Origin of the sequence: Burkholderia pseudomultivorans, from assembly GCF_902499075.1 — a bacterium.
In the GTDB taxonomy this organism is placed as follows: domain Bacteria; phylum Pseudomonadota; class Gammaproteobacteria; order Burkholderiales; family Burkholderiaceae; genus Burkholderia; species Burkholderia pseudomultivorans.
The window spans coordinates 91,320-113,313 of the sequence record NZ_CABVPP010000016.1; the positions used below are offsets into that span (position 1 = coordinate 91,320).

At 67.5% G+C, this 21,994-nt stretch carries 22 protein-coding genes; 16 read left to right on the plus strand and 6 right to left on the minus strand.

The features are described 5' to 3' along the window. The first annotated feature begins 56 nt into the window (after positions 1–56). The 3 genes from BST28156_RS13785 (at position 57) to BST28156_RS13795 (ending at position 2,508) form a co-directional block, all read left to right on the plus strand. Positions 57–983 (plus strand): LysR family transcriptional regulator, encoded by a 927-nt coding sequence (locus BST28156_RS13785; protein WP_060244720.1) that lies wholly within the window; start codon positions 57–59, stop codon positions 981–983. A 91-nt stretch (positions 984–1,074) separates the two neighbouring features. Further along, a complete protein-coding gene (folE, locus tag BST28156_RS13790; RefSeq protein ID WP_174902464.1) occupies positions 1,075–1,704 on the plus strand; it encodes a GTP cyclohydrolase I FolE in 630 nt (209 codons plus the stop codon). Continuing rightward, positions 1,705–2,508, plus strand: coding sequence for an SDR family oxidoreductase (locus tag BST28156_RS13795; RefSeq protein ID WP_174902465.1), 804 nt, complete (start codon positions 1,705–1,707; stop codon positions 2,506–2,508). 25 nt (positions 2,509–2,533) lie between these two features. On the opposite strand, the gene epsC is transcribed toward BST28156_RS13795, so the two are convergent. Continuing rightward, on the minus strand, positions 2,534–3,454 hold the full coding sequence (gene epsC, locus BST28156_RS13800) for a serine O-acetyltransferase EpsC (RefSeq protein WP_009690662.1): 921 nt from the start codon (positions 3,452–3,454) through the stop codon (positions 2,534–2,536). 137 nt (positions 3,455–3,591) lie between these two features. Next, complete coding sequence (locus BST28156_RS13805) at positions 3,592–3,825, minus strand: hypothetical protein (RefSeq protein WP_060244724.1); 234 nt, start codon at positions 3,823–3,825, stop codon at positions 3,592–3,594. A 276-nt stretch (positions 3,826–4,101) separates the two neighbouring features. Here BST28156_RS13805 and BST28156_RS13810 point away from each other — a divergent pair, with 276 nt between their 5' ends. The 3 genes from BST28156_RS13810 to fnr all read left to right on the plus strand — a co-directional run bounded on the left by BST28156_RS13810 (position 4,102) and on the right by fnr (position 6,496). Beyond that, positions 4,102–4,512 carry a DUF3005 domain-containing protein gene (locus BST28156_RS13810; RefSeq protein WP_060244726.1) on the plus strand — a complete coding sequence of 137 codons (411 nt, stop codon included), beginning with the start codon at positions 4,102–4,104 and terminating at the stop codon, positions 4,510–4,512. Positions 4,513–5,090: 578 nt separating this feature from the next. Continuing rightward, entirely contained in the window at positions 5,091–5,558 is a 468-nt protein-coding gene (locus BST28156_RS13815; protein WP_009690658.1) for a universal stress protein, read from the plus strand. A gap of 191 nt (positions 5,559–5,749) precedes the next feature. Next, positions 5,750–6,496 (plus strand): fumarate/nitrate reduction transcriptional regulator Fnr, encoded by a 747-nt coding sequence (gene fnr, locus BST28156_RS13820; protein ID WP_009690657.1) that lies wholly within the window; start codon positions 5,750–5,752, stop codon positions 6,494–6,496. A gap of 60 nt (positions 6,497–6,556) precedes the next feature. Here fnr and BST28156_RS13825 read toward each other — a convergent pair whose 3' ends face one another. Further along, positions 6,557–7,450, minus strand: coding sequence for a LysR family transcriptional regulator ArgP (locus tag BST28156_RS13825; protein ID WP_009690656.1), 894 nt, complete (start codon positions 7,448–7,450; stop codon positions 6,557–6,559). A gap of 101 nt (positions 7,451–7,551) precedes the next feature. On the opposite strand from BST28156_RS13825, the gene BST28156_RS13830 reads away from it, so the two are divergent. The 4 genes from BST28156_RS13830 (at position 7,552) to BST28156_RS13845 (ending at position 12,629) form a co-directional block, all read left to right on the plus strand. Next, complete coding sequence (locus tag BST28156_RS13830; protein WP_009690655.1) at positions 7,552–8,172, plus strand: LysE/ArgO family amino acid transporter; 621 nt, start codon at positions 7,552–7,554, stop codon at positions 8,170–8,172. Between the two features lie 363 nt (positions 8,173–8,535). Next, positions 8,536–9,480 (plus strand): aldo/keto reductase, encoded by a 945-nt coding sequence (locus BST28156_RS13835; protein ID WP_009690654.1) that lies wholly within the window; start codon positions 8,536–8,538, stop codon positions 9,478–9,480. A 419-nt stretch (positions 9,481–9,899) separates the two neighbouring features. Further along, on the plus strand, positions 9,900–10,877 hold the full coding sequence (locus BST28156_RS13840) for a helix-turn-helix domain-containing protein (protein ID WP_174902466.1): 978 nt from the start codon (positions 9,900–9,902) through the stop codon (positions 10,875–10,877). A 186-nt stretch (positions 10,878–11,063) separates the two neighbouring features. Further along, entirely contained in the window at positions 11,064–12,629 is a 1,566-nt protein-coding gene (locus tag BST28156_RS13845) for a GMC family oxidoreductase (protein ID WP_174902467.1), read from the plus strand. Between the two features lie 30 nt (positions 12,630–12,659). On the opposite strand, the gene BST28156_RS13850 is transcribed toward BST28156_RS13845, so the two are convergent. Beyond that, positions 12,660–13,640 (minus strand): helix-turn-helix domain-containing protein, encoded by a 981-nt coding sequence (locus tag BST28156_RS13850; RefSeq protein WP_174902468.1) that lies wholly within the window; start codon positions 13,638–13,640, stop codon positions 12,660–12,662. Between the two features lie 177 nt (positions 13,641–13,817). Between BST28156_RS13850 and BST28156_RS13855 the strand changes: the two genes are divergently transcribed. The 6 genes from BST28156_RS13855 to BST28156_RS13880 all read left to right on the plus strand — a co-directional run bounded on the left by BST28156_RS13855 (position 13,818) and on the right by BST28156_RS13880 (position 20,545). Continuing rightward, a complete protein-coding gene (locus tag BST28156_RS13855) occupies positions 13,818–14,351 on the plus strand; it encodes a 2,4'-dihydroxyacetophenone dioxygenase family protein (RefSeq protein ID WP_174902469.1) in 534 nt (177 codons plus the stop codon). Positions 14,352–14,369: 18 nt separating this feature from the next. After that, positions 14,370–15,674 (plus strand): MFS transporter, encoded by a 1,305-nt coding sequence (locus BST28156_RS13860; RefSeq protein ID WP_174902470.1) that lies wholly within the window; start codon positions 14,370–14,372, stop codon positions 15,672–15,674. Between the two features lies 1 nt (position 15,675). Beyond that, positions 15,676–16,797, plus strand: a complete 1,122-nt coding sequence (locus tag BST28156_RS13865) for a 2,3-butanediol dehydrogenase (protein WP_174902471.1) — start codon at positions 15,676–15,678, stop codon at positions 16,795–16,797. Further along, positions 16,775–17,497 (plus strand): SDR family NAD(P)-dependent oxidoreductase, encoded by a 723-nt coding sequence (locus tag BST28156_RS13870; RefSeq protein ID WP_174902472.1) that lies wholly within the window; start codon positions 16,775–16,777, stop codon positions 17,495–17,497. The genes BST28156_RS13865 and BST28156_RS13870 overlap by 23 nt, the downstream gene beginning before the upstream one ends. A 159-nt stretch (positions 17,498–17,656) precedes the next feature. Continuing rightward, complete coding sequence (locus BST28156_RS13875) at positions 17,657–18,754, plus strand: porin (RefSeq protein WP_060244743.1); 1,098 nt, start codon at positions 17,657–17,659, stop codon at positions 18,752–18,754. A gap of 411 nt (positions 18,755–19,165) precedes the next feature. Beyond that, the gene (locus BST28156_RS13880) at positions 19,166–20,545 is read left to right on the plus strand and encodes a DUF1329 domain-containing protein (protein WP_174902473.1); all 1,380 of its coding nucleotides are present in this window, start codon (positions 19,166–19,168) and stop codon (positions 20,543–20,545) included. A gap of 176 nt (positions 20,546–20,721) precedes the next feature. On the opposite strand, the gene BST28156_RS13885 is transcribed toward BST28156_RS13880, so the two are convergent. Both BST28156_RS13885 and BST28156_RS34995 read right to left on the minus strand, forming a co-directional pair. Beyond that, on the minus strand, positions 20,722–21,813 hold the full coding sequence (locus BST28156_RS13885) for a porin (protein ID WP_174902474.1): 1,092 nt from the start codon (positions 21,811–21,813) through the stop codon (positions 20,722–20,724). A 91-nt stretch (positions 21,814–21,904) separates the two neighbouring features. Continuing rightward, positions 21,905–21,994, minus strand: a 90-nt coding sequence (locus tag BST28156_RS34995) for a hypothetical protein (protein WP_174902475.1), incomplete at its 5' end; no start/stop codon positions are given.

Consider the following 21,994-nt stretch of genomic DNA (forward strand, 5'->3'; position numbering starts at 1 on the left):
GCGGCAACGCGATTCCGGAGATATGTTCTATACGTTTTCAAGATACCGGCCCGGCGATGGACGCCCTCGATCTGAACCTCATTCCCTATCTCGTCGCGCTCGACGACACGCGCAACGTCAGCCGCGCCGGCGACCTGCTCGGCGTCAGCCAGCCGCGCGTCAGCACGGCGCTCGGCCGGCTGCGCGAATATTTCGGCGATCCGTTGTTCGTGCGCACGTCGCGCGGCATGGAGCCGACGCCGCGCGCGCTGGCGCTGCTGCCGGCCGCGCGCGACGCGCTCGCGCAGATCGAGCGCGGCCTCGTCGCGCCGCACGACTTCGATCCAGCCGCGAGCACGCATACGTTCTCGATCGCGCTGTCGGACGTCGGCGAGATCGTGTTCCTGCCGAAGCTGCTGCAGGCGTTCGCGACGCACGCGCCGCATGCGAACCTGCGCTCGGTATCGCTCGCGCACGACGAAGTCGGCCGCGGGCTCGAAGCGGGCACGATCGATCTCGCGGTCGGCTACTTCCCCGATCTCGACGGCAACAACTTCTTCCAGCAGCGTCTGTTTACGCACCGGTTCGTCTGCCTGATGCGGCGCGGCCATCCGTTCGAGCAGGCGCCGCCGTTTACGGTCGAGCAGTTTCTCGGCTGCGGGCACGCAGTCGTGCGCGCCGAAGGACGCAGCCAGGAAGTGCTCGAGAAATATCTCGCGAAACAGCGGATGCAGCGCCGCGCGGTGCTCGAGACGCCGCACTTCATGAGCCTGCCGTTCATCCTGAGCCGCACCGACCTGATCGCGACGGTGCCGCACGCGATCGGCTATGCGTATGCGGCCGAGCACGCGTTCATCGTGCCGGTCGAGCCGCCGCTGCCGCTGCCGCGCTTCGACCTGAAGCAGCACTGGCATCGCAAGTTCCACAACGATCCGCGCACCGCGTGGCTGCGCGGCGTGGTCGCGTCGCTGTTCAACGACGAACAGGACGAATGGCCGAAGTGAGCGCGCGGCCGCACGCACGAGCCGCGAAAGCATGAAACAATGCGCGGATTCCGCGCCGCCGCCGGGCGGCCGCATTCGATGGAGCAGATACATGGCTAAAAAGACCAAGCGGCCCGAACCGGCCGCATCCCGGCCGAGCCGCGACGAAGCCGAGGAAGCCGTCCGCGTGCTGCTGCGCTGGGCGGGCGACGATCCCGCGCGCGAAGGCCTGATCGATACGCCGGCGCGCGTCGTGCGCGCGTACGAGGAGTTCTTCTCGGGCTATACGCTGGAGCCGCGCGACATCCTCGCGCGCACCTTCAGCGAGGTCGACGGCTACGACGAGATGATCGTGCTGAAGGACATTCGCTTCGAGAGCTACTGCGAACACCACATGGTGCCGATCATCGGCCGCGCGCACGTCGCGTATCTGCCGAATCATCGCGTCGTCGGCATCTCGAAGCTCGCACGCCTCGTCGATGCGTTCGCGAAGCGTCTGCAGATCCAGGAAAAGATGACGGTGCAGATCGCCGACACGCTGTTCGACGTGCTGCAGCCGAAGGGCGTCGGCGTGATCCTCGAAGCCGCGCACCAGTGCATCTCGACGCGCGGCGTGCACAAGCCGGGCGTCGAGATGGTCACGTCGCGGATGCTCGGCACGTTCCGCACCGATCCGTCGACGCGGCGCGAATTCCTGTCGATCGTCGCGAACCCTTCTTCAGTCAACCTGACGAATACGTAAATGGAGTCGACGAAGCAAGCGGCGCACGCGCCCGTCGTGCTGGTGACCGGCGCCGCGCGCCGGGCCGGGCGCGCGTTCGCCGAGTATTTCGCCGCGCACGGCTATCGCACCGCGGTGCACTACGATCGCTCGGCCGACGCCGCGCAGGCCGCAGCCCGCGCGATCGCCGAACGCGGAACGGATTCTGTCGCGCTGCAGGCCGACCTGTCCGACGCCGCGCAGGTCGCCGCGCTGGTCGACCAGGTCTACGCGCGCTTCGGCCGCCTCGACGTGCTGGTCAACAATGCATCGGTGTTCTGGCAGGACCACTTCCCGAGCTTCGACCTCGCGGCGTTCGACCAGGCCTGGGCCGTCAATTGCCGCGCGCCGATCCTGCTCACGCGCGCGTTCTACGAGCGGGCCCGCGCGGCCGGCACGCAGGGCGTCGTCGTGAACGTGGTCGACCAGAAGATCAAGGAAAACTTTCACCGCGACCATTTCAGCTACACGGTCGCAAAAGCGGCGCTCGGCAATCTCACGCAGATGCTCGCGCTGTCGGCGTCGCCGGTGCTGCGCGTGAATGCGGTGTTCCCCGGGCTGATGCTGCCGAGCGACGACCAGACGCAGGCCGACTTCGAACACGCGAGCCGCGCGTCGACGCCGCTCGCGCGCATCGCCGGGCCGGAAGACGTCGCGAGCGCGATCCTGCTGCTGACGGGCAGCGCCTACAACGGCGTGGATTTCGTCGTCGATGCGGGACAGAACCTGATCCGCGTCGACCAGGACGTGCTGTACAAGCACCGCTCGCCGGCCGGCAAGCACTGACGCCGGCGCGCGCGCCCGCTGCGCGTTACGGCTTCTCGGCGCGCTCGCCTTCGCGCACCTTGCCCTGCGCGACGCTGGTGCCGGGCGGCACGCTGTGGGTGAGCCACACGTTGCCGCCGATCACCGAGCCGCGGCCGATCGTCACGCGGCCGAGAATCGTCGCGCCCGCGTAGATCACGACGTCGTCCTCGACGATCGGGTGGCGTGCATTGCCCTTCACCAGCGCGCCGTCGCCGTCGGCCGGGAAGCTCTTCGCGCCGAGCGTGACGGCCTGGTACACGCGCACGCGCTCGCCGATGATCGCGGTTTCGCCGATCACGACACCGGTGCCGTGGTCGATGAAGAAGCTCGGGCCGATCTGCGCGCCCGGGTGGATGTCGATGCCGGTGGCCGAATGTGCGATTTCATTGATGAAGCGCGCGAGCAGCGGCACGCCGAGCCGGTGCAACGCATGCGCGAGGCGATGGTGCATCATCGCGAGCACGCCGGGATAGCACAGCAGGATTTCGGTGATGTGCTGCGCGGCCGGATCGCCCGCGTAGGCGGCCTGGATATCGCTGACGAGCAGGGCACGAATCTCCGGCAGCTGCCGGCCGAACTCGCGCGCGATCTCGAACGCGCGCTCGTCGAGCGCGGCGAGCGGCGTATCCGCATGCTCGGGCAGGAACGGCAGCGCGCGGCGAATCTGCTCGGACAGAATCCGCAGCGTGCTTTCGAGCGTATGGCCGACGTAGTAGTCGACGCTTTCGTCGGTCAGGTCCGGCGCGCCGTAATGCGTCGGAAACATCGACGCGCGCAGGCCGGTCACGATCTTGCAGATCGCGTCGCGGGACGGCAGTTCACGGATGCCGCGCGGATGGCGCGTGCGATGGCGCTCCTCGCGCGACTCGCGCAAGCCGGCGACGATTTCTTCGAGGCCCCACTGACGGGCGGGTGATGTCGACATAGGTCCATGCAGGCGGCCGCGCTGCATCGCTCGGCCGCAAATAAAGTGACGGGTTCGACAAGATTACCGCGTTTTTCGTCCGGCAGCGGCGCGCGGGCCATCGGCCGGACGGCCGACGCGACGGGCGCGCGGCAGCGTCAGATCGCGATGCTGCTGGCGTCGATCCAGCGCACGGCCCAGTCGCGCGCGTGCGCGATCGCGGCGCCTTCGTCGTTGAACTGGAGCTCGGACGGGAAAAACCGGTTCGCCACCAGTTCCCCGTCGCTCGAACGGGAAATCACGACATAGGGTTTGAACGAACCGTCGCCGGCGCGCGCGGGCGCGCAGTTCAACAGATAACCGCGATGCGTGAAGGCAGTAGTCGTTTGCATGAATACGCCACCTCTAGTCCCTTGCTTTGTTGTTCACTACCCGTCTTTGAGGGTGCTGGCGCCCCGATGCGGGCAGAGACGGCGAGATCGCATCCCCTGTCGCCGCTTCGCAAGAAACGAATCATACTCTGTAGAAAACGCGTGTTCTAGCTGAAATAAATCATGACAAATCAGTGCGCGCCGCGCGACCGCGGCGATCGCCCGCGCGCCTTTTTCCCGTCGTGCCCGGAACGGGATTTGCTTGATCCGGAGCGCTTCGCCGCCAGGAGAGTCGCGATGGAACCGTCTGCCCCGAAGCAGCCCGCCCGTCCGCGCAGCATCGAGCTCGACAACGACGACACGCACGACAGCACGGTCGACACCGACGGCAAGAACCGCGAGGCGGCGCGCCTCGCCGGCGGCGGGCCGATCTCGCCCGACGAGATCACGCGCAGCAACGCGTCGCTCGTCAACGCGATGCCGGAGGCCGGCGACGGCTTCGCCGGCTTCGACAGCCGCCCCGGCGGCAATCATCCGGCGTTCGCGCTGCGCGCGGGCTACATGCTGGTCGAGAAGGGCTTCGACGCGCCGCTGCCGATCGGCGACGAACTGTCCGGCGCCGTGCACCGGATGTACGGCAGCGCGTACTGGCCCGGCCACAGCCGGCGGCCCGAGCGCGTGATCGAGCTGACGCCGGTGCCGCGGTAGCGCACGCGGCGACAGACGCCGTGCGTGCGCGGGCGACGACTCGCGCACGCACGGCCGGTCGGCAGAGTCCCCGCGGCGTTTGAATCGGTCGTTTGCATCGGCTTGCGGGCAGTGCCGGCGTCCGGACGTTGATCGAGATCAGGTCGCGGCGACGCGGTTGCGATTCAATGGCGGTATGGCCGGGTCGTTGCGATGGGCGCTGCGGTGCGTGCATGCCGTGCATGCGCCGCGCCATGAAGTCCGCCTGTTCGTTCGTACGCCGGTCGGCTCCGCCTCACCGGCTCGACGATCCGCCTCGTTGCGGCGATGCACGTTGTCGCGCATCGCGTACGACCATACGGCACACGACGGCCACGTCTCGACCGTCGGCCTGACCGTCGCGCATCGCGCATTGCAATAGCCGACGCCATTGTGTCGCGCGCCGACATGCCCGTGCAGCGCCGATGCCGCTCGCGGCCCGCGACGCGGCGGGCGCCGCACTGCAAATTCCCGGGCATTGGTTTACTCTGCGTCGCAGCAACGCGCAGCTCGATCGGCCATCCGGCCGACTTCCGTTCAATCCGCCTCTCGGAGACACTATGTACAAGCGTATTCTGGTTGCCGTCGACGGCAGCGACACGTCCCGCCATGCATTCGATGCCGCGCTCGCGCTCGCGAAGTCGCACGGCGCTGAGCTGCAGGCGCTCTACGTCGTCGAGAACGCCGCGATCTACTACAACGTGCCGGGCTACGATCCGTCCGTACTGCGCGATCAGCTGCTCGCGCAGGGCAACGATCTCGCGAAGGACTTCGCGGCGCAGATGCAGGCGGCGGGCGTGAAGGGCCAGACGCTGACGAGCGAGGCGTCGTCGCTCAACGACGTGTCGTCGCTGATCCTCGAAGGCGCGAAGGCATTCGGCGCCGATCTGCTCGTGCTCGGCACGCATGGCCGTCGCGGGTTCCGTCGCCTCGTGCTGGGCAGCATCGCCGAGCAGTGCGTGCGCCACGCATCGCTGCCGGTGCTGTTGATTCCCTCGGCCGCGCACACGGACGAACAGGGGAGCTGAACGAGTGGGCACTGCCGCCGCGTCGCCCGGTCATCGGCGTGCGCATGCCGCGCGCGGATCGGTGCGCCCGCATGCGCGGGCTTCGCAAGCGTGCGCGCGGCAGTGCAACCGGTCGCGACGTTTTGTCACCCGACAGTCGCAACTTGCGGTGGGACAATGATTCCGTCGATTCAACGCCGGAGTAAACGATCATGCTGACGCCCGTCGCCACACGCCCCGCCGCCACGTCTCACGCCGCGAGCTGGGCACCTCGTCAGGCCGCGCACTGCTCGACGTGCGCAATGCGGCACCTGTGCATGCCCCAGGGTCTCGCGCCCGAAGCGCTCAGCCGCCTCGAATCCGTCATCTGCGCGGCGCGGCCGGTGAAGCGCGGCGAAGCGCTGTTCCGCGAAGGCGACGCGTTCGACAACCTGTACGCGGTGCGCTCCGGTTCGCTGAAGACGGTCGCGACGCGCCACGATGGCCGCGAACAGGTCACGGGCCTGCACCTCGCGGGCGAAGCGCTCGGCCTCGACGGCATCTGCGACGATACCCATCCGCGCACCGCGATCGCGCTCGAAGACAGCTCCGTATGCGTGATTCCGTACAGCGCGCTGAAGGCGCTGTGCTCGGAGGCGGGTTCGATGCAGCTGCGCATGCACAAGCTGATGAGCGAGCAGATCGTGCGCGAAACGTCGCAGACGATGCTGCTCGGTTCGCTGAACGCCGAGGAGCGCGTCGCCGCCTTCCTGCTCGACGTGTCGTCGCGCTACCTGAAGCGTGGCTACTCGCCGTCCGAATTCAACCTGCGCATGACGCGCGAAGACATCGGCAGCTACCTCGGCATGACGCTCGAAACGGTCAGCCGCACGCTGTCGAAATTCCAGAAGCGCGGCCTGATCGAAATGCAGGGCCGTCACGTGCAGATCGTCGACTTCGACGGCCTTCACCACGTCTGATCCCGCATGCGGCGCGCGCACCATGCGCGACCGCCGCCCGGCCCGTGTCCGTCGGGCCCGTCAATCCAGAAACAGTGCGGCGCGCGCCTTGAGCGCCGCGCTGAAATCGTCGAGCCAGCCGATCGACAGGCGCCAGCTCTGCCAGTAGAGCTCGATGTCGACGGTCCGCCCGGCCGACATGTCGACCAGTTCGCCCGCCGCCACCTGGCGATCGACCATCCGGTCCGGGCACATTCCCCATCCGAGCCCCGTTTCGCACGCACGCAGATAACCGGCGACATGCGGTATCCAGTGCTGCGGCGGATCGAGATCCGCGCGCGTCACACGCCGGATGAAGCGCGCCTGCAACCCGTCCTTCGGATTGAACATCACGCACGGTGCGCGGCGCAGCGCATCGCGCGTGATGCCCGCCGCGAAATAGCGCTCGTGAAACGCGGGCGAGCACACCGCGCAATAACGGATGCGCCCGAGCCGCGTCGACCGGCAGCCCTGGATCGGCTCGGCCTGCGCGGTCACCGCGCCCTGCACGCTGCCGTCGCGGATGCGCGCCGCCGTGTAGTCCTGGTCGTCGATCACGAGGTCGAGCAGCGTCTCGCGCTCCGCGCAGAACGGCGCCACCGCGTCGATGAACCACGTCGCGACGCTATCGTCGTTGACGGCCACACGCAAGGTCGGCCAGCCGGACGCGAGCGGCCCGTGCAACGCCGGCATCCGGCCGGACAGCTCGGCTTCGAGCAGTTGCACGCGTTCGGTGTGTCGGCACAGCAGCGCACCCGACGGCGTCGCGACACATGGCTGGCCGCGCTTGACGAGCACGCTGCCGACCCGTTCCTCGAGCAGTTTCACGCGCTGCGACACGGCCGACGGCGTGACGTTCAGCTCCTTGGCGGCCCGTTCGAACGACCCGTGCCGGATCACCGCCGCGAGCGCATCGAGCAATGCATAGTCGAGCATTAGATTTCCTTAATCGACATTAGGCGATTTAGCTTCTCTTATTCGAGCGATGCCCGCAGACTAGCGCTACCCGATCCATCCGTCCACTGCTGTCATCCATCATGAACTGGCTCGCTTTTTCCCACGGCGTCGCGCTGTGCGCTTCGCTCATCGTCACCATCGGCGCGCAGAACGCGTTCGTGCTCCGGCAGGGCATCATGCGCTCGCACGTCGGCAAGATCGTGCTGCTGTGCGCGCTGTCCGACATGATCCTGATCGGCGCCGGCGTCGGCGGCGCATCGGTGCTCGTCGAACGCTATCCGACCTTCGTCCACGCGGTGCTGTATGTCGGTCTCGCGTATCTCGCGTGGTTCGGCATCAACGCGCTGCGCCGCGCGCTCAAGCCGGGCCACGAAACGCTCGACGTGCGCGGCGATGCGGTCGCGCCGCCGCCGCAGAGCGGGCTCGCGATCGTGCTGATGACGCTCGCGTTCACGTGGCTCAACCCGCACGTGTATCTCGATACGTTCCTGCTGATCGGCACGGCCGGCGCGCGCGAGCCGGAAGGATCGCGCGCCGCGTTCGCGATCGGCGCGATGACGGTCAGCGTCGTCTGGTTCGTCGGGCTCGGCTACGGCGCGCGACTGCTCGCGCCGTGGTTCCGCAAGGCCGTCGCATGGCGCGTGCTCGACGGCGCGATCGGCAGCATGGTGCTGTTTCTCGCGGCAGTGCAGCTGCGATAACGCACGGGCCGCATCCGCCGGCCGTCATCCGATTCGGCCCCGCTCGTCGCGCGGGGCTTTCCCGTCTTTTCCCGGCTTTTCCGACCCCGCTGCGCATTACCGCAGCAGCACGCATCCGTCGCGAAATCCGCTCCCGATCGAATCCGGCCGCACCGGATGACGGATAGCGGACGACTCGTCTGCCGTGCGATCCAATCCCTCCGTTATCGCGGCATTTCACGGCCTGCACGAATCGCACCGATCAGGGACAATGTTCGGGTTCCCGCGACGCCGGCGAACCTGCTCTGCACGCACTGCCGCGTCGTCGCGATCGACACCGTCAATTCCGCAGTTCAATCCGTGACACCCACATCGGAGAGAAAGATGGCATTACGCACACTCGGTACGTCGGACATCCAGGTATCGCCGCTCGCATTCGGCGGCAACGTGTTCGGCTGGACCGCCGACGAGAACACCTCGTTCTCGCTGCTCGACGCGCTCGCCGACACCGGCATCAACTTCATCGACACGGCCGACGTCTATTCGGCGTGGGTGCCCGGCAACAGCGGCGGCGAATCGGAAACGATCATCGGCAAGTGGCTCAAGCGCTCCGGCAAGCGCGATCAGGTCGTGATCGCGACCAAGGTCGGGATGCTCGGCGCGCGCGCCGGCCTGTCGAAGGACAACATCCTGAACGCGGTCGACGATTCGCTGCGCCGCCTGCAGACCGACCATATCGACCTGTACTTCTCGCACCGCGACCTCGCCGACACGCCGCTCGAGGAAACGCTCGGCGCGTATCGGACGCTGATCGACGCGGGCAAGGTGCGCATCATCGGCGCGTCGAACTACAGCGGCGCGCGCCTGCGCGAAGCCGCCGAGATCAGCCGGCGCGACGGCCTGCCCGCGTACCAGGTCATCCAGCCCGAATACAACCTGATCAACCGCGCGGAATACGAACGCGATCTCGAACCGGTCGTGCGCGACCTGAAGCTCGGCGTCGTCAACTACTACGCGCTCGCGAGCGGCTTCCTGTCCGGCAAGTACCGCAGCGAAGCCGACCTGAAGAAGAGCGTGCGCGGCGATCGCGTCGCCGGCTATCTGAACGATCGCGGCCTGCGCATACTCGCGGCGCTCGACGCCGTCGCCGACAAGCACGGCACGCAGCCGGCCGCGATCGCGCTCGCATGGCAGATCGCGCGGCCGACGATCACCGCACCGATCGCCAGCGCGACGTCGCTTGCGCAACTCGCGCTGCTCGGCGACGCGATTCGCGTACAGCTCGATCAGGACGACATCCGGAAAATCGACGAAGCCAGCGCCGCTTGAGCTGCGTGCATGCGGGCGGGTCGTAGGAATATCGCGCCGTCGCGCGGTTCCGCCGCCCGGCCCGCGTGACGCGGTGTACCAGCGATGCGATGGCGGCGAAGGCGCGCGCATCGCAACGCGCACGCCGAATCGAGCATTCGGGATCTTCACGTCAGTCACGCGCGTTCTCCCGACTTGAACGTCACTTGCAGCACGAGCCGCCGCAAGCGCGCGATCGGCGAACACGGCCCTTAACCCGAAATCGCATTCGCGATTTGACCGGCACGGCCGCTTCTTTTGCCCGACACGGACATCGCCCCGGTCGCCGGCCGCAACGCCCCGCCCGGCAAGGCTTTCGCCGCGCCCCGGTGTTTCACGGATTGACCGCGGCCTTCGACGTCGCCGAGACTGCGCCGCTCGGGCGTCATTGGGAGAACGTCATGCCGGACACCAGCACCGGGATCGTCACGATCTCGACGCGCGCCGTGCGCGGCCACGAGCGCGTCGACTTCTGGGTCGACCACGTCGCACGCTCGCTCGTGCGCATCGAGTGCAGCGGCAAATCGTCGGACGGCATCGACGCGACCCTGCGCAAGCGCGACCTCGCGCTGTTCAGCGCATGCGACATCGTCGCGAACCGGCACGCGGTCGTGCGCACGCCGCACAACATCCATGCGGACCAGCGCGACGCGGTGTTCGTCTGCCTGATGCACGCGGGACAAGGCTATACATTCCAGGACGTCGAGTGCATGCAGCACGCGCCCGGCGACATCGTGCTCTACGACACGTCGATGCCGTACGGCCACGGCTTTCCCGCCGACATGGCGATGACCGTGCTCGACGTGCCGCGCGACGTGTTCGAGGCGCGCGTCGGCCCGTGGCGCTATCGCGGCGCGGTCAAGATCGATCGCGACGACGGCGTCACGTCGTGGGCCGCGCGCCAGGTCTATGCATTGCTCGCCGAGCCGCATTCGCCGGCGCACGAGGCGCACGATGGGCGCGAACGGCGCGCCGCAGCCGTGCTCGATCTCCTGCGGTCGATGCTGCGCCTGCGCGACGGCGATGTATCGCCGACGAAGTCGACCGTCCATACGCTGTCGCGGGCCAAGGCGTTCATCGAGAGCCGTCTCGACGACGATGCGCTCGACTGCCACGCGGTGAGCCGCGCGATCCACCTGTCGCCGCGCCAGCTCGCGCGCATCTTCGAGATCGAGGGAATGCCGCTCACGCGCTACATCCTCGCGCGGCGTCTCGAGCGCTGTCGCGCGGACCTGCGCGACCGGTCGCTGAAACACCTGACGGTCAGCGAAATCGCGTTCCGCTGGGGCTTCAACAACAGCGCGCACTTCAGCCGCAGCTATCGCGCCCGCTTCGGCGAAACGCCGAGCGAGACGCGCGCACCGGGCATGACGCGATAACGTCGGTTCGCCTGCGCCATTAACAGAACACGACGCGCACCACTCGCCGCCGCAGCCCGCCGCCGTGTCCGCGCGAGGCAAGCACGACGGCCGTGCCGGTCAAATCGGGCCGCAGGCCGGTCGCTAATCTGGCGCCTTGCGCGGCGGCACTCGTTCCGCCGCCCGACAGCAAGGAGAAAAAGCGGGATGGAGACGTACGACCATATCGTCGTGGGCGGCGGTTCGGCCGGTTGCACGATCGCGCATCGACTGGTGAAGGCCGGCAGGCGCGTGCTGCTGCTCGAGGACGGGCCGAAAGACGACAGCCTGTTCATCAGGATTCCGGCGACGTTCATCCGCGTGCTCGGCACCGCGCGCACGGTCACCTTCGAAAGCGAGCCGCAGGCCGGCGCCGCCGGACGCCGGACCTATGTGCCGCAGGGCCGCACGCTCGGCGGCGGCAGCTCGGTCAACGCGATGCTGTACGTGCGCGGCACGCGCGACGACTACGACGAATGGGCCGCACTCGGCTGTGCGGGCTGGGGATGGAACGACGTGCTGCCGGTCTTCAAGCGCGCCGAATCGCACTTGCGGCTGTCCGAGCCGTTCCACGGCACCGACGGGCCGCTGAAGGTCGGCGACACGCGCTTCCGGCATCCGCTGAGCCTCGCGTTCGTGAAGGCCGCGCAGGAAACCGGCATCGCGTACAACGACGACTTCAACGGTGCCGCGCAGCATGGCGTCGGCTTCTACCATACGACGATCTTCGACGGACGGCGCGGCAGCACCGCGGCCACCTATCTCGCCGACGTGATCGGCCAGCCGAACCTGCGCGTGCTGACCGGCTGCCGCGTCACGCGCGTGCGCTTCGACGGACGGCGCGCGTGCGGCGTCGAATGGCGCAGCGGCAGCGGCGCGACGGGCGCAGCAGCCGCGCGCTCGGACGTCGTGCTCGCAGCCGGTGCGTTGAGCACGCCGAAGCTGCTGATGCTGTCGGGGATCGGCCCCGGCGCGCACCTGAACGCGCTCGGCCTCGACGTGCTGCACGACAGCCCGGAAGTGGGCGCGAACTACCAGGACCACCTCGAAGTGTCGATCTACGGCTACAGCCATGCGCCGATCAGCCTGCTCGGCCAGGATCGCGGGCTGGCGGCGCTGCGGCACGGCCTGCAATGGATGCTGTGCCGCACCGGCCTGCTGACGTCGAACGTCGTCGAGTCGGGCGCGTTCGTCGACACGACGGGCGACGGCCGGCCCGACATCCAGTTCCACGTGCTGCCGACGCTGGTCGGCGACGTCGACCGCGCGCCGCTGCCGGGCCACGGGCTGTCGATCAATCCGTGCCTGCTGCGGCCGCGCTCGCGCGGCTCGATGCAGTTGCGCAGCCGCGATCCCGCCGCGCCGATCCGGTTCGATAGCGGCGCGCTGTCGGATCCGGCCGATGTCGACGGGCTCGTGCGCGGCGTCGCGCTCGCGCGGCGGATCATCCGCGCGCCGTCGCTCGCCCGCCTCGTGCGCGAAGCGGAAACGCTTTCGGACGCGGCGCTGGCCGACTACGTGCGGCAGCGCGCAAAGACCGTGTACCACCCGGCCGGCACCTGCCGGATGGGCAGCGACGCACAGGCGGTCGCGACGCCGCATCTCGCGGTGCGCGGCGTCGACGGCCTGCGGATCTGCGATGCATCGGTGATGCCGCGCATCGTGTCGGGCAACACGAACGCGCCGACGATCATGATCGCGGAGCGCTGCGCGGATTTCATACTGTCGGATTGATGTAAAAAACGCACGCGCCGCCGCGCGCCCTCAACGGTCGGCCGTACGCGCCGCGTCGCGCAGCGCCATCGGCGACGCGCCGTACCGGTCGCGAATCGCGCGGCTGAAATGCGCCTGGCTCGAAAATCCCCAGCGGAACGCGATCTCGCCGACACTGGTCTTGCGCAGGCGCGCATCCGTCAGCTCGCGGTAAGCATGCAGCAGCCGTTCCGACCAGATGTGCTGCGTGACCGACTCGCCTTCGGCGGCAAACAGCCGGCTCAGGTGGCGCAACGACAGCCCGACCGCATCGGCGACGGCCTGCGGCCCGAGTTCCGGCTCGCCGAGATGCGTCGCGATGTACTGCTTCGCGGTCAGCAGATACGACAGCGACGTGCGCGATGCGCGCACGCCGTTCACTTCCGCGTCGATCAGTTCCGCGACCAGCGTGCGCGTGCACTCGGAGAAACGCGCGGCATCGTCCTCGACAGGCGTCTTCATGAAGCGCTCGACACTCGCACGCAGCGTGGTGCCGAGCATCTCGCCCGCGCCGGGTCGCGGCGAGATCTTCAGCGGCAGCATCGCCAGCTCCGCTTCGAGCCGGCGGTCGACCATCGCGATCGGGATGTCGATCAGCAACTGCCGCATCGGTGTCAGGAATCCGAACAGATAGGGCACGCGCGTGTCGTAGACGACGATGTCGCCGGCTTCCGCCAGCAGGCAGCGGTCGTGCTGGATGAAATACGCGCGTCCGCTGACGATCTGGCACGCGAACAGCGCTTCCTTCGGCAACTGGCGCACCAGCGCCGGGCTGCGCTCGATCACGTGATCCTGCCCGCGAATGTCGGCGATCCCGAGGCCCGGCAGCGCCCAGTCGGTCTTCGTGACGTCAAGCCCCGCCGGCGACAGCGACGAGCAGCGCAGCCCGACCAGCGTCGCCGCGTTGAATGCATCCCAGTACGCCATCCGGTCGCGCGCCGGCACGTCGGCGGTCGAGCCGCGCGTGCATGAAAGAACGGTCGAATTCGTCACGTCGCCTCCTGCGGGCGCCTGTCGTGCAGAGCGGCACGGTTGGGGAATGGTTCGTCTTGAAAATGGTGCGGAGCAATGTCCGAACCGATCAAGCAATTCGTCCCGCCCAGTCAAGAGCGGTGAGTACCGGCTGGCTAAAGTCGAGCCCACGACACCTGTACACAAAGGAGACAAACCGTGGTCGACCAAGCCGTAACCGAATTCTGGCAAAACATCGCGCCGATTGCCAATCCGTTCAAGCCCGATGCGCTGCCGGAAGTCTACATCGCGAATGCGGTCACCGAGGACGAGCGGCATTACGTTCCGTTCACCGAAACGGTTTCGTCGCGGCCGCTGTGGATCTCGCCGACGCAGAACAAATGGTGCGACATCCTGATGGCAAAGGAAGCGGGGCTCGTGAACCGTCACTACCACCCGCACGAAGTATTCGCATACACGATCTCCGGGAAATGGGGCTACCTCGAGCACGAGTGGACCGCGACGCGCGGCGACTTCGTCTACGAGACGCCGGGCGAAGGCCATACGCTCGTCGCGTTCGATCATCCGGAACCGATGCGCGCGTTCTTCATCGTGAAGGGGCCGCTGATCTGGCTCGACGAGGCCGGCAATCCCGACGGCTACTTCGACGTGCATTCGTACATCGCGATGTGCAAGGCGCACTACGAGAAAGTGGGCCTCGGTGCACAGGCGGTCGAGAAACTGTTCCGCTGACGCGCGACGAGGCCATCCATGACATCCTCTCCTGCCCCGAAGTCAGCGTGGACGTACGAGAACAGGCTGCTGCTGATCCTGTTCATGACGTTCGGCTTCGTGTTCTTCGACCGCCTCGCGCTGTCGTTCCTGTTCCCGTTCATGTCGGCCGAGCTGCACCTGACCAATGCGCAGCTCGGCATGGTGTCGTCCGCGCTCGCGCTGACCTGGGCGCTGTCGGGCGCCGCGACCGGCGCGTGGTCCGATGCGCGCGGCACGCGCAAGCCGCTGCTGATCGCCGCGGTGCTCGGCTTCTCCGTCTGCTCGGCGCTGTCGGGGCTCGTCGGCGGCTTCGCGAGCCTGATCGCGTTCCGCGCGCTGATGGGCATCGCCGAAGGCCCGGTGCTGCCGCTGTCGCAGTCGCTGATGGTCGAGAGTTCGACGCCGAGCCGCCGCGGGCTGAACATGGGCCTGCTGCAAGGCTCGGCCGCCGGCCTGCTGGGCGCGATGATCGGCCCGCCGGTCGTGATCGGCATCGCGACCGCATACGGCTGGCGCGAGGCGTTCTACGTGTCGTGCCTTCCCGGCTTTCTGATCGCGTTCTGCATCTGGCGCTGGGTGCGCGAAGTGCCGCCCGGCGGCGCACGGCACGCGCAGGTCGACGGCGCCGGCACGCCGGCGGCGGGCGGCGCGACCGTCAGCCGCTGGGCGCTGCTGAAGGAGCGCAACATCCTGCTGTGCGTGCTGATCAGCTGCTTCTTCCTGACGTGGTTCGTCGTGATCATCTCGTTCGCACCGACGTTCCTGGTCAGCAGCCGCCACCTGTCCGCGTCGGACATGAGCGTCGTGATGACCTGCTTGGGCGCCGCGTGGGTGTTCTGGGGCTTCGCGGTGCCCGCCATCTCCGACCGCATCGGCCGCAAGCCGACGATGATCGTGTTCGCGCTCGTCGCGGCCGCGTGCCCGGTCGTGATGATCCACGCGAGTTCGCTGTGGGCGCTCGGCGCGTTCGTGTTCGCGACCTACACCGGCCTCGGCTGCTTCACGCTGTTCATGGCGACGATTCCGGCGGAAACGGTGCCGCCGCGCTCGATCGCGAGCGCGCTCGGCCTGATCATGGGCGCCGGCGAGCTGATCGGCGGCTTCGTCGCACCGACCGTCGCCGGCGTCGCGGCCGATCGCTACGGGCTGTCGTTCGCGATGTGGATGTCGGCGGCCGGCGCGGTGCTCGCATGCGCGCTGTCGTTCGGCCTCGTCGAAACCGCGCCCGCCGTGCTGCGCAAGCGCGCGCTCGCCGGCGCCGCCGCGAACCGCCTCGACACGCCCAACCTCGGAGGACGCTGAGATGCGCGCACTTCAATGGCATGGCCCGCGCGACGTGCGCCTCGTCGAGATCGACACGCCGCGCGTCGGGCCCGACGAGGTCCGCATCGCGGTTGCCTATTGCGGGATCTGCGGCAGCGATCTGCACGAATACGCGGACGGCCCGCATGCGATTCCGGTCGACGCGCCGCACCCGCTGTCGGGCCGCACCGCGCCGCTGACGCTCGGCCACGAATTCTGCGGCACCGTGGTCGAAACCGGCGCGAACGTCACCGCGCTGCGCGCCGGCGACCGCGTCGCGATCGAACCCGAGTATCGCTGCCGTCAATGCGCGTACTGCCGCGCGGGGTCGTACAACCTGTGCGTGTCGATGGGCTTCGCCGGGTTGATGGGCGACGGCGGGATGGCCGATTTCGCGGTCGTGCCCGCCTACATGCTGCATCGGCTGCCCGACGGCGTCAGCCTCGAACAGGCCGCGGTGATGGAACCGGCCGCCGTCGCGCTGCACGCGCTGCGGCGCGGCGAACTCCGGCTCGGCGAAACCTGCGCGGTGTTCGGGCTCGGGCCGATCGGCCTGCTGCTGATCATGCTCGCGAAGCTGCAGGGCGCGACGACGATCGTCGCGGTCGACGTGTCGCCCGAACGTCTTGCAGCAGCCACGCGCTTCGGCGCGACGCACGTATTCGACGCCCGTGCGTTCGACGCGCCCGCACTGCGCGATGCGATCCACGCGGCCACCGGCGGGCTCGGCGTCGACGCCAGTTTCGAGGCAGCCGGACTGCCGTCCACGTTCGAAGCGGCGATGCACGCGCTGCGCAAGGGCGGCCGCGTCGTGATGGTCGGGTTGATGCCGCATGCCGGCTTCGATGCATTCCGCGCGGTCAACGACGAACTGACGTTCACGGCAAGCGTCGGCTATCGGCATGCGTACGAGGACCTGCTGCGCATCGTCGCGTCGGGCGCGCTCGATCTCACGTCGATCGTCACGCGCACCGTGTCGCTCGAAGACGCGGTCGCCGACGGTTTCGACGCGCTGCTCGCGGACCGCGCGCAGATCAAGATCCTGGTTTCCCCCGCGCTCGGGCCGGCCCGGCGCACACACGTCACAGGGAGCATCGAGCATGAGCCAGCCGTCGGTGTTTGAAGGCAAGAGCGTCGTCGTGACGGGCGGCACGTCGGGCATCGGCGCACGCACGGCGCTGCGTTTCGCGCAGGCGGGCGCATCGGTCGTCACGCTCGGGCTCGACGCCGCCGGCTCGCATGCGCCCGTGCACGACGCCATCCGCAACGTCGAACTGGACGTGACCGACAGCGACGCGCTGACGCGCACGATCGCCGCGCTGCCGCGTCTCGACGTGCTCGTCAACGGCGTCGGGATCAGCCGGCACGCGGACGAATACCTGATGGACCAGTTCGAACGCGTGCTGAACGTGAACCTGACATCGGTGATGCGTGCGTCCGATGCCGCGCGGCCCGCGCTGTCGGTGAACGGCGGCTCGATCGTCAACGTCGCGTCGATGTACACGTACTTCGGCAGCAAGGACCGGCCCGCGTACAGCGCCAGCAAGGGCGGCGTCGCGCAGCTCACGCGCTCGCTCGCGCAGGCGTGGGCCGATCGCGGCATCCGCGTGAACGCGGTCGCGCCCGGCTGGATCGATACGCCGCTCAGCAGCGGACTGATGGCCGACGCGCAGGCGTCACGCCGGATCCTCGATCGCACGCCGCTCGATCGCTGGGGCACGACCGACGAAGTCGCGGAAGTGATCCTGTTCCTGTGCTCGCCCGGCGCATCGTTCGTTACCGGCGCGATCGTACCGGTCGACGGTGGGTATTCGACGGTTTAGCGCGCGGCGTATCGGCGTATCGGCAGCTCGCCGATGCGCCGGCGCGTACGCGATTCCATCCGGTTTTGATCGAACCGAACGGATCGAAATGGAACGGCAGACAAAATAATTAGCAATCCAACTAAAAATCCGATTTGATCGGTATACAGGAGATGTATCTTGGAGACGACGAAAAAGACCCTTCTCGCGCTGGCGGCCTGCGCGATCCCCGCCGTGTCGTTCGCGCAGAGCAGCGTGACGATGTTCGGGCTGATGGACGCCGGCATCAGCTATGTCAGCAACGAAGGCGGTCACGGCAACGCGAAATTCGACGACAACATCTTCTTTCCGAACCTGCTCGGCTTCGAAGGCAAGGAGGATCTCGGCGCGGGCACGCGCGCGATCTTCCGGCTTGTCAACCAGTATTCGCTCGCGAACGGCTCGATCATCGGCGGCGGCCTGTTCGGGCGCACCGCGTACGTCGGCTTGCAGAACGACCGCTACGGCACGCTGACGCTCGGCAACCAGTACGAGTTCATGGTCGATGCGCTGGCCGCCGGCGGTAACGAGATCGCGCAGGATCTCGTCGGCCTGTACGGGTTCCGCAACGGACCGTTCGACAAGCTGGCGCTGCCGAACAACCCGACCGGCGCGTTCGACTGGGACCGCGTGGCCGGCAGCAACCGCGTCGCGAATTCGGTCAAGTACACGAGCCCGTCGCTGTCGGGCCTGACCGTCGGCATGCTGTACGGGTTCGGCAATGTCGCCGGGTCGATCGGCGCGGGCAATACCGTCAGCGTCGGTGCAACCTACGACAACGGCCCGTTCGGCGCGGGCGCAGCCTATACGAACCAGAAGTACGGCGCAGCGGACGGGTTGCCGGCCACCAGCGTGCGCAACTGGGGCGCGGGCGTGCACTACACGCTCGGCCAGGTCACCGCGAAAGCGCTCGTGACGACCGTGCGCAACGCCGCGAACGGCGCCGGCGTCTGGTCGGCGGAAGCCGGCGCGTCGTGGCGGCCGTCGCCCGCCTGGGTGATCGGCGCGGCCTACACGTACATGAAGGGCAACGACACGCTCGACAACGCGCACGCGCACCAGATCCTCGCCGCCGTCCAGTACTGGCTGTCGAAGCGCACGATGGTGTACGTCGCCGGCGTTCACCAGCGCGCGAACCACGGCAGCGCCGCGCAGATCAACGGCGTGATGGACCCGGACGGCGCGTCGAGCGGCACGCTGCAATCGATCGCGCGGATCGGGCTCAGCACGCGGTTCTAGCACTTGTCGCGCCGGTCGGCGGCCCGGCGACCGGGGCCGCCGACAACGGACGTGCGGCGCGTGCGTTCGTTTTCCTGCCCGCGGTTCCAGTTTCGCGCGCCGTGCGAACGACCCGCAACCTGCCGCTGAAACACCGGCGCTTTCGTGTCCGGCCTCTCCCCTAATTCATTCAGACGATTAACCGCGCGGCGCCCTTCGATAGAGTGGGTCGTCGAACGCGTTGTCCTGCCCGGCCGACGCGACGCCGAAACACGGCAGGCCGACGCCGCCTTGTCGCCGACACGCGAACCAGCCGGCCGATTTCCGGCGAGCGGCAACCGAATCCGGATATCCAGTCGATGCCGTGCCGCCGCGTGCACGCAGTCCGCCGGCGTCGTACCCAATTCACGACTATCGAGGGGGAATCACCAGATGAAACCAAGGACGGCATGTCTGATTCGAACCGGGGTAATCGCGACCGGCACGTGGCTGGCCGCGACCGCGTGGGCCGGCATCTCGCCGGACGGACTCAAGGCGCTCGACTCGACGCTGACGCCGATGGGCGCGCAACGCGCGGCGTCCGGCGACGGCAACGTCCCCGCATGGTCCGGCAAATGGCTCGGCGCGCCGCCGACCGTCAAATACCAGCCGGGCGACCGCTACCCGGATCCCTATGCGGACGAGAAGCCGCTGTTCGTCATCAGCGCTCAAAACATGGCGCAATACGCGACGAACCTCACCGACGGCCAGAAGGCGATGCTGAAGAAGTATCCGGATACGTTCAGGATTCCGGTCTACCCGAGCCACCGCGACTTCCGCTACGACGACGGCACCTACAAGGCGATCCGCACCTATGCGGCCGGCGTGGAGATGATCGGCGACGGCAACGGCCTGAAGAACGCCGGGCCGACGGTGCCGTTCCCGGTGCCGAAAACCGGCCTCGAACTGCTGTGGAACCTGAAATACGCTTCGTCGATCGATACGGAAAAGGCCGTCTACGACCAGGCGGTCGTCTATCCGGAAGGCAATATTGCGTGGGGAAAGGTCAAGTACGATATCTGGTCCCCGAAGGACGCGCGGCCGTTCGACCCGAAGCTGTCGAACCTCAATCGCGCGTACTTCCGCGTGGCGACCGACCTGCCGCTGAACGAGCGCGGCACGATCATGGTCGGCTACTCCGTCTATGACAGCCCCGACGCGAGTTCGAACCGCACCTGGATGTACAGCCCCGGCACGCGGCGCGTGCGCCAGGCGCCGGAATACGGCTACGATCAGCCGCAAGGGCCGGGCGGATTCCGTACCGTCGACGACGATCACTTCTTCAACGGCTCCCCGGAACGCTACCAGTGGAAGATCGCCGGCAAGCGCGAGATCTACGTGCCGTACGACAACTACCGGATGCTGTCGTCGTCGCTGAAGTACAGCGACCTGCTGACGCCGCACCATGCCGATCCGGCCCGGATGCGCTACGAACTCCATCGCGTCTGGGTGCTCGAGGCGACGCTGAAGCCCGGGTTCCGCCATCAGTACGCGAAGCGCGTGATCTACCTCGACGAGGATTCGTGGTACGGCCTGCTGTCCGACAACTTCGACTCGCGCGGCGCGCTGTGGCGCACGAACATCCAGACGAACGTCTACGCGTACGACGCGCAACGCTTCTATCCGACCGCGGTCTTCTATCACGACCTCGTATCGGGCGCGTACATGGCCGACCGGCTCACGAACGCCGGGCCGATGACCGCGCTCAACCGCAATCCGTCCTTCAACGAAGCATACTTCGCGCCGGATGCCGCACGCGGCTCGGGACTGTGACGGAAGGCGGGCGCGCGATAGATTGGGCGATGCGCGTGAACCTGGAGATCGGCACGCGGGACGTGCTCGGCTCGCATTGAGCACGGAGCGGAAGTCGGCATACGTTCCGTGCCGGACAGCCATCACGCGCGTAGCCGGCCCAAAGCCGGCTACCCTCGCGTCCGTCATTCCATCGCTCAGAACATGGTCCGGATCCCGACCCGGGCGATCGCCTGCGAAGCGCCGCTCGACGATCCGGAAGGGTTCAGGATTCCGTTGATGTCGGCATGCGCGCCCGAATTGGCTCGCTGGTAGGTGCCTTCCGCATAGACCATCGTGCGCTTCGAAAGCGAGTAGCCCAGGATCGCGTCGACCTGGTTGGCGTGGTTACCGTACAGGACGTCGTTCCCTTTCATGTACATGTAACTGACGCCGAGCGAGAGCGCGGCCGTGATCTGCCAGTTGCTGGCGAGTTGTCCGGCGTATGCATAAGCGCCCGTCTGCGCGTTTCGAACCGTGACAAAGCTGGCCGAATTCAGCGTCGGGCCGAGCGCGTAGTGAGCGCCGACGCCCCAGTTCCGAATCGGCACCTGCGGCGCGCCATTGACGGCGCCGGGATACTTCTGTTCGGTATAGGCGGCACCGAAGCCGAACGGGCCGCGATCGTAGTTCAGGCCGAAACTGATGCCCGAATTCGATCCGAACGACCCGGCGACGCCGCCGAACGAATACAAGGCCCCGACCGAAAAACCGGCGATCTGCGGCGACTGGTACTTGACCGCGTTGTTGATCGGCATGCCGTTCGTTCGGGCCCACGAGAACCAGCCCGTCGGGTTTTGCGGGATGCCGAGATTCTGGAACGGGCCCGCCGCGACACTGTAAAGGCCGCCGGAGAGCAGACCCGGCGTGTTTTTCGCCTCGGTGAGCGACGTAAACATGAACTCGTAGACGTTCCCCAGCGTCAGCTTCCCGAAGCGGGCATCGTCAAGGCCGACATACGCATTGCGGCCGAAGATTCCCGGCTGCATGGTCGCGCCCGAGCCAAGCTGAAACTGGTCCTCCAGCTTGAAGATGGCTTTCGTGCCGCCGCCGAGATCCTCGGTGCCCTGAATCACAAACAGGTTGGGCACCAGGATCCCGTCGTCGAACTTCGCAACCGCGTGCCCTCCCTCGTTCGAAACATACGTCACGCCCGCATCGATCAAGCCGTAGATCGTGATGTTGCTTTGTGCAATGGCCGAACTCACTGGAAGGACTGCAAAACATACGGCAGCAAATCGCTTTTTCATTCGCGTCTCCAAACATTGTTTTATTTTTTCGAATCGGCCGCGACGTCGGGCGTTCTTGTTATGGCGCGATTCGAATGTCGCCCGCCGTCGGCTACTGTCCGGCGAGATCGAGCGCAACGTCGACGATCATGTCCTCCTGCCCGCCGACCATCCGGCGCCTGCCCAGCTCGACGAGAATGTC

Excerpts from the sequence above, each read along its gene's own strand:
- BST28156_RS13805 (WP_060244724.1), bottom strand. The coding sequence starts at position 3,825 with ATGCAAACGACTACTGCCTTCACGCATCGCGGTTATCTGTTGAACTGC.
- BST28156_RS13810 (WP_060244726.1), top strand. The coding sequence starts at position 4,102 with ATGGAACCGTCTGCCCCGAAGCAGCCCGCCCGTCCGCGCAGCATCGAG.
- epsC (WP_009690662.1), bottom strand. The coding sequence starts at position 3,454 with ATGTCGACATCACCCGCCCGTCAGTGGGGCCTCGAAGAAATCGTCGCC.
- BST28156_RS13795 (WP_174902465.1), top strand. The coding sequence starts at position 1,705 with ATGGAGTCGACGAAGCAAGCGGCGCACGCGCCCGTCGTGCTGGTGACC.
- BST28156_RS13860 (WP_174902470.1), top strand. The coding sequence starts at position 14,370 with ATGACATCCTCTCCTGCCCCGAAGTCAGCGTGGACGTACGAGAACAGG.
- BST28156_RS13835 (WP_009690654.1), top strand. The coding sequence starts at position 8,536 with ATGGCATTACGCACACTCGGTACGTCGGACATCCAGGTATCGCCGCTC.
- BST28156_RS13865 (WP_174902471.1), top strand. The coding sequence starts at position 15,676 with ATGCGCGCACTTCAATGGCATGGCCCGCGCGACGTGCGCCTCGTCGAG.
- BST28156_RS13880 (WP_174902473.1), top strand. The coding sequence starts at position 19,166 with ATGAAACCAAGGACGGCATGTCTGATTCGAACCGGGGTAATCGCGACC.
- BST28156_RS13825 (WP_009690656.1), bottom strand. The coding sequence starts at position 7,450 with ATGCTCGACTATGCATTGCTCGATGCGCTCGCGGCGGTGATCCGGCAC.
- BST28156_RS13870 (WP_174902472.1), top strand. The coding sequence starts at position 16,775 with ATGAGCCAGCCGTCGGTGTTTGAAGGCAAGAGCGTCGTCGTGACGGGC.
- BST28156_RS13885 (WP_174902474.1), bottom strand. The coding sequence starts at position 21,813 with ATGAAAAAGCGATTTGCTGCCGTATGTTTTGCAGTCCTTCCAGTGAGT.
- BST28156_RS13785 (WP_060244720.1), top strand. The coding sequence starts at position 57 with ATGGACGCCCTCGATCTGAACCTCATTCCCTATCTCGTCGCGCTCGAC.
- BST28156_RS13840 (WP_174902466.1), top strand. The coding sequence starts at position 9,900 with ATGCCGGACACCAGCACCGGGATCGTCACGATCTCGACGCGCGCCGTG.
- BST28156_RS13845 (WP_174902467.1), top strand. The coding sequence starts at position 11,064 with ATGGAGACGTACGACCATATCGTCGTGGGCGGCGGTTCGGCCGGTTGC.
- fnr (WP_009690657.1), top strand. The coding sequence starts at position 5,750 with ATGCTGACGCCCGTCGCCACACGCCCCGCCGCCACGTCTCACGCCGCG.
- BST28156_RS13815 (WP_009690658.1), top strand. The coding sequence starts at position 5,091 with ATGTACAAGCGTATTCTGGTTGCCGTCGACGGCAGCGACACGTCCCGC.
- BST28156_RS13830 (WP_009690655.1), top strand. The coding sequence starts at position 7,552 with ATGAACTGGCTCGCTTTTTCCCACGGCGTCGCGCTGTGCGCTTCGCTC.
- folE (WP_174902464.1), top strand. The coding sequence starts at position 1,075 with ATGGCTAAAAAGACCAAGCGGCCCGAACCGGCCGCATCCCGGCCGAGC.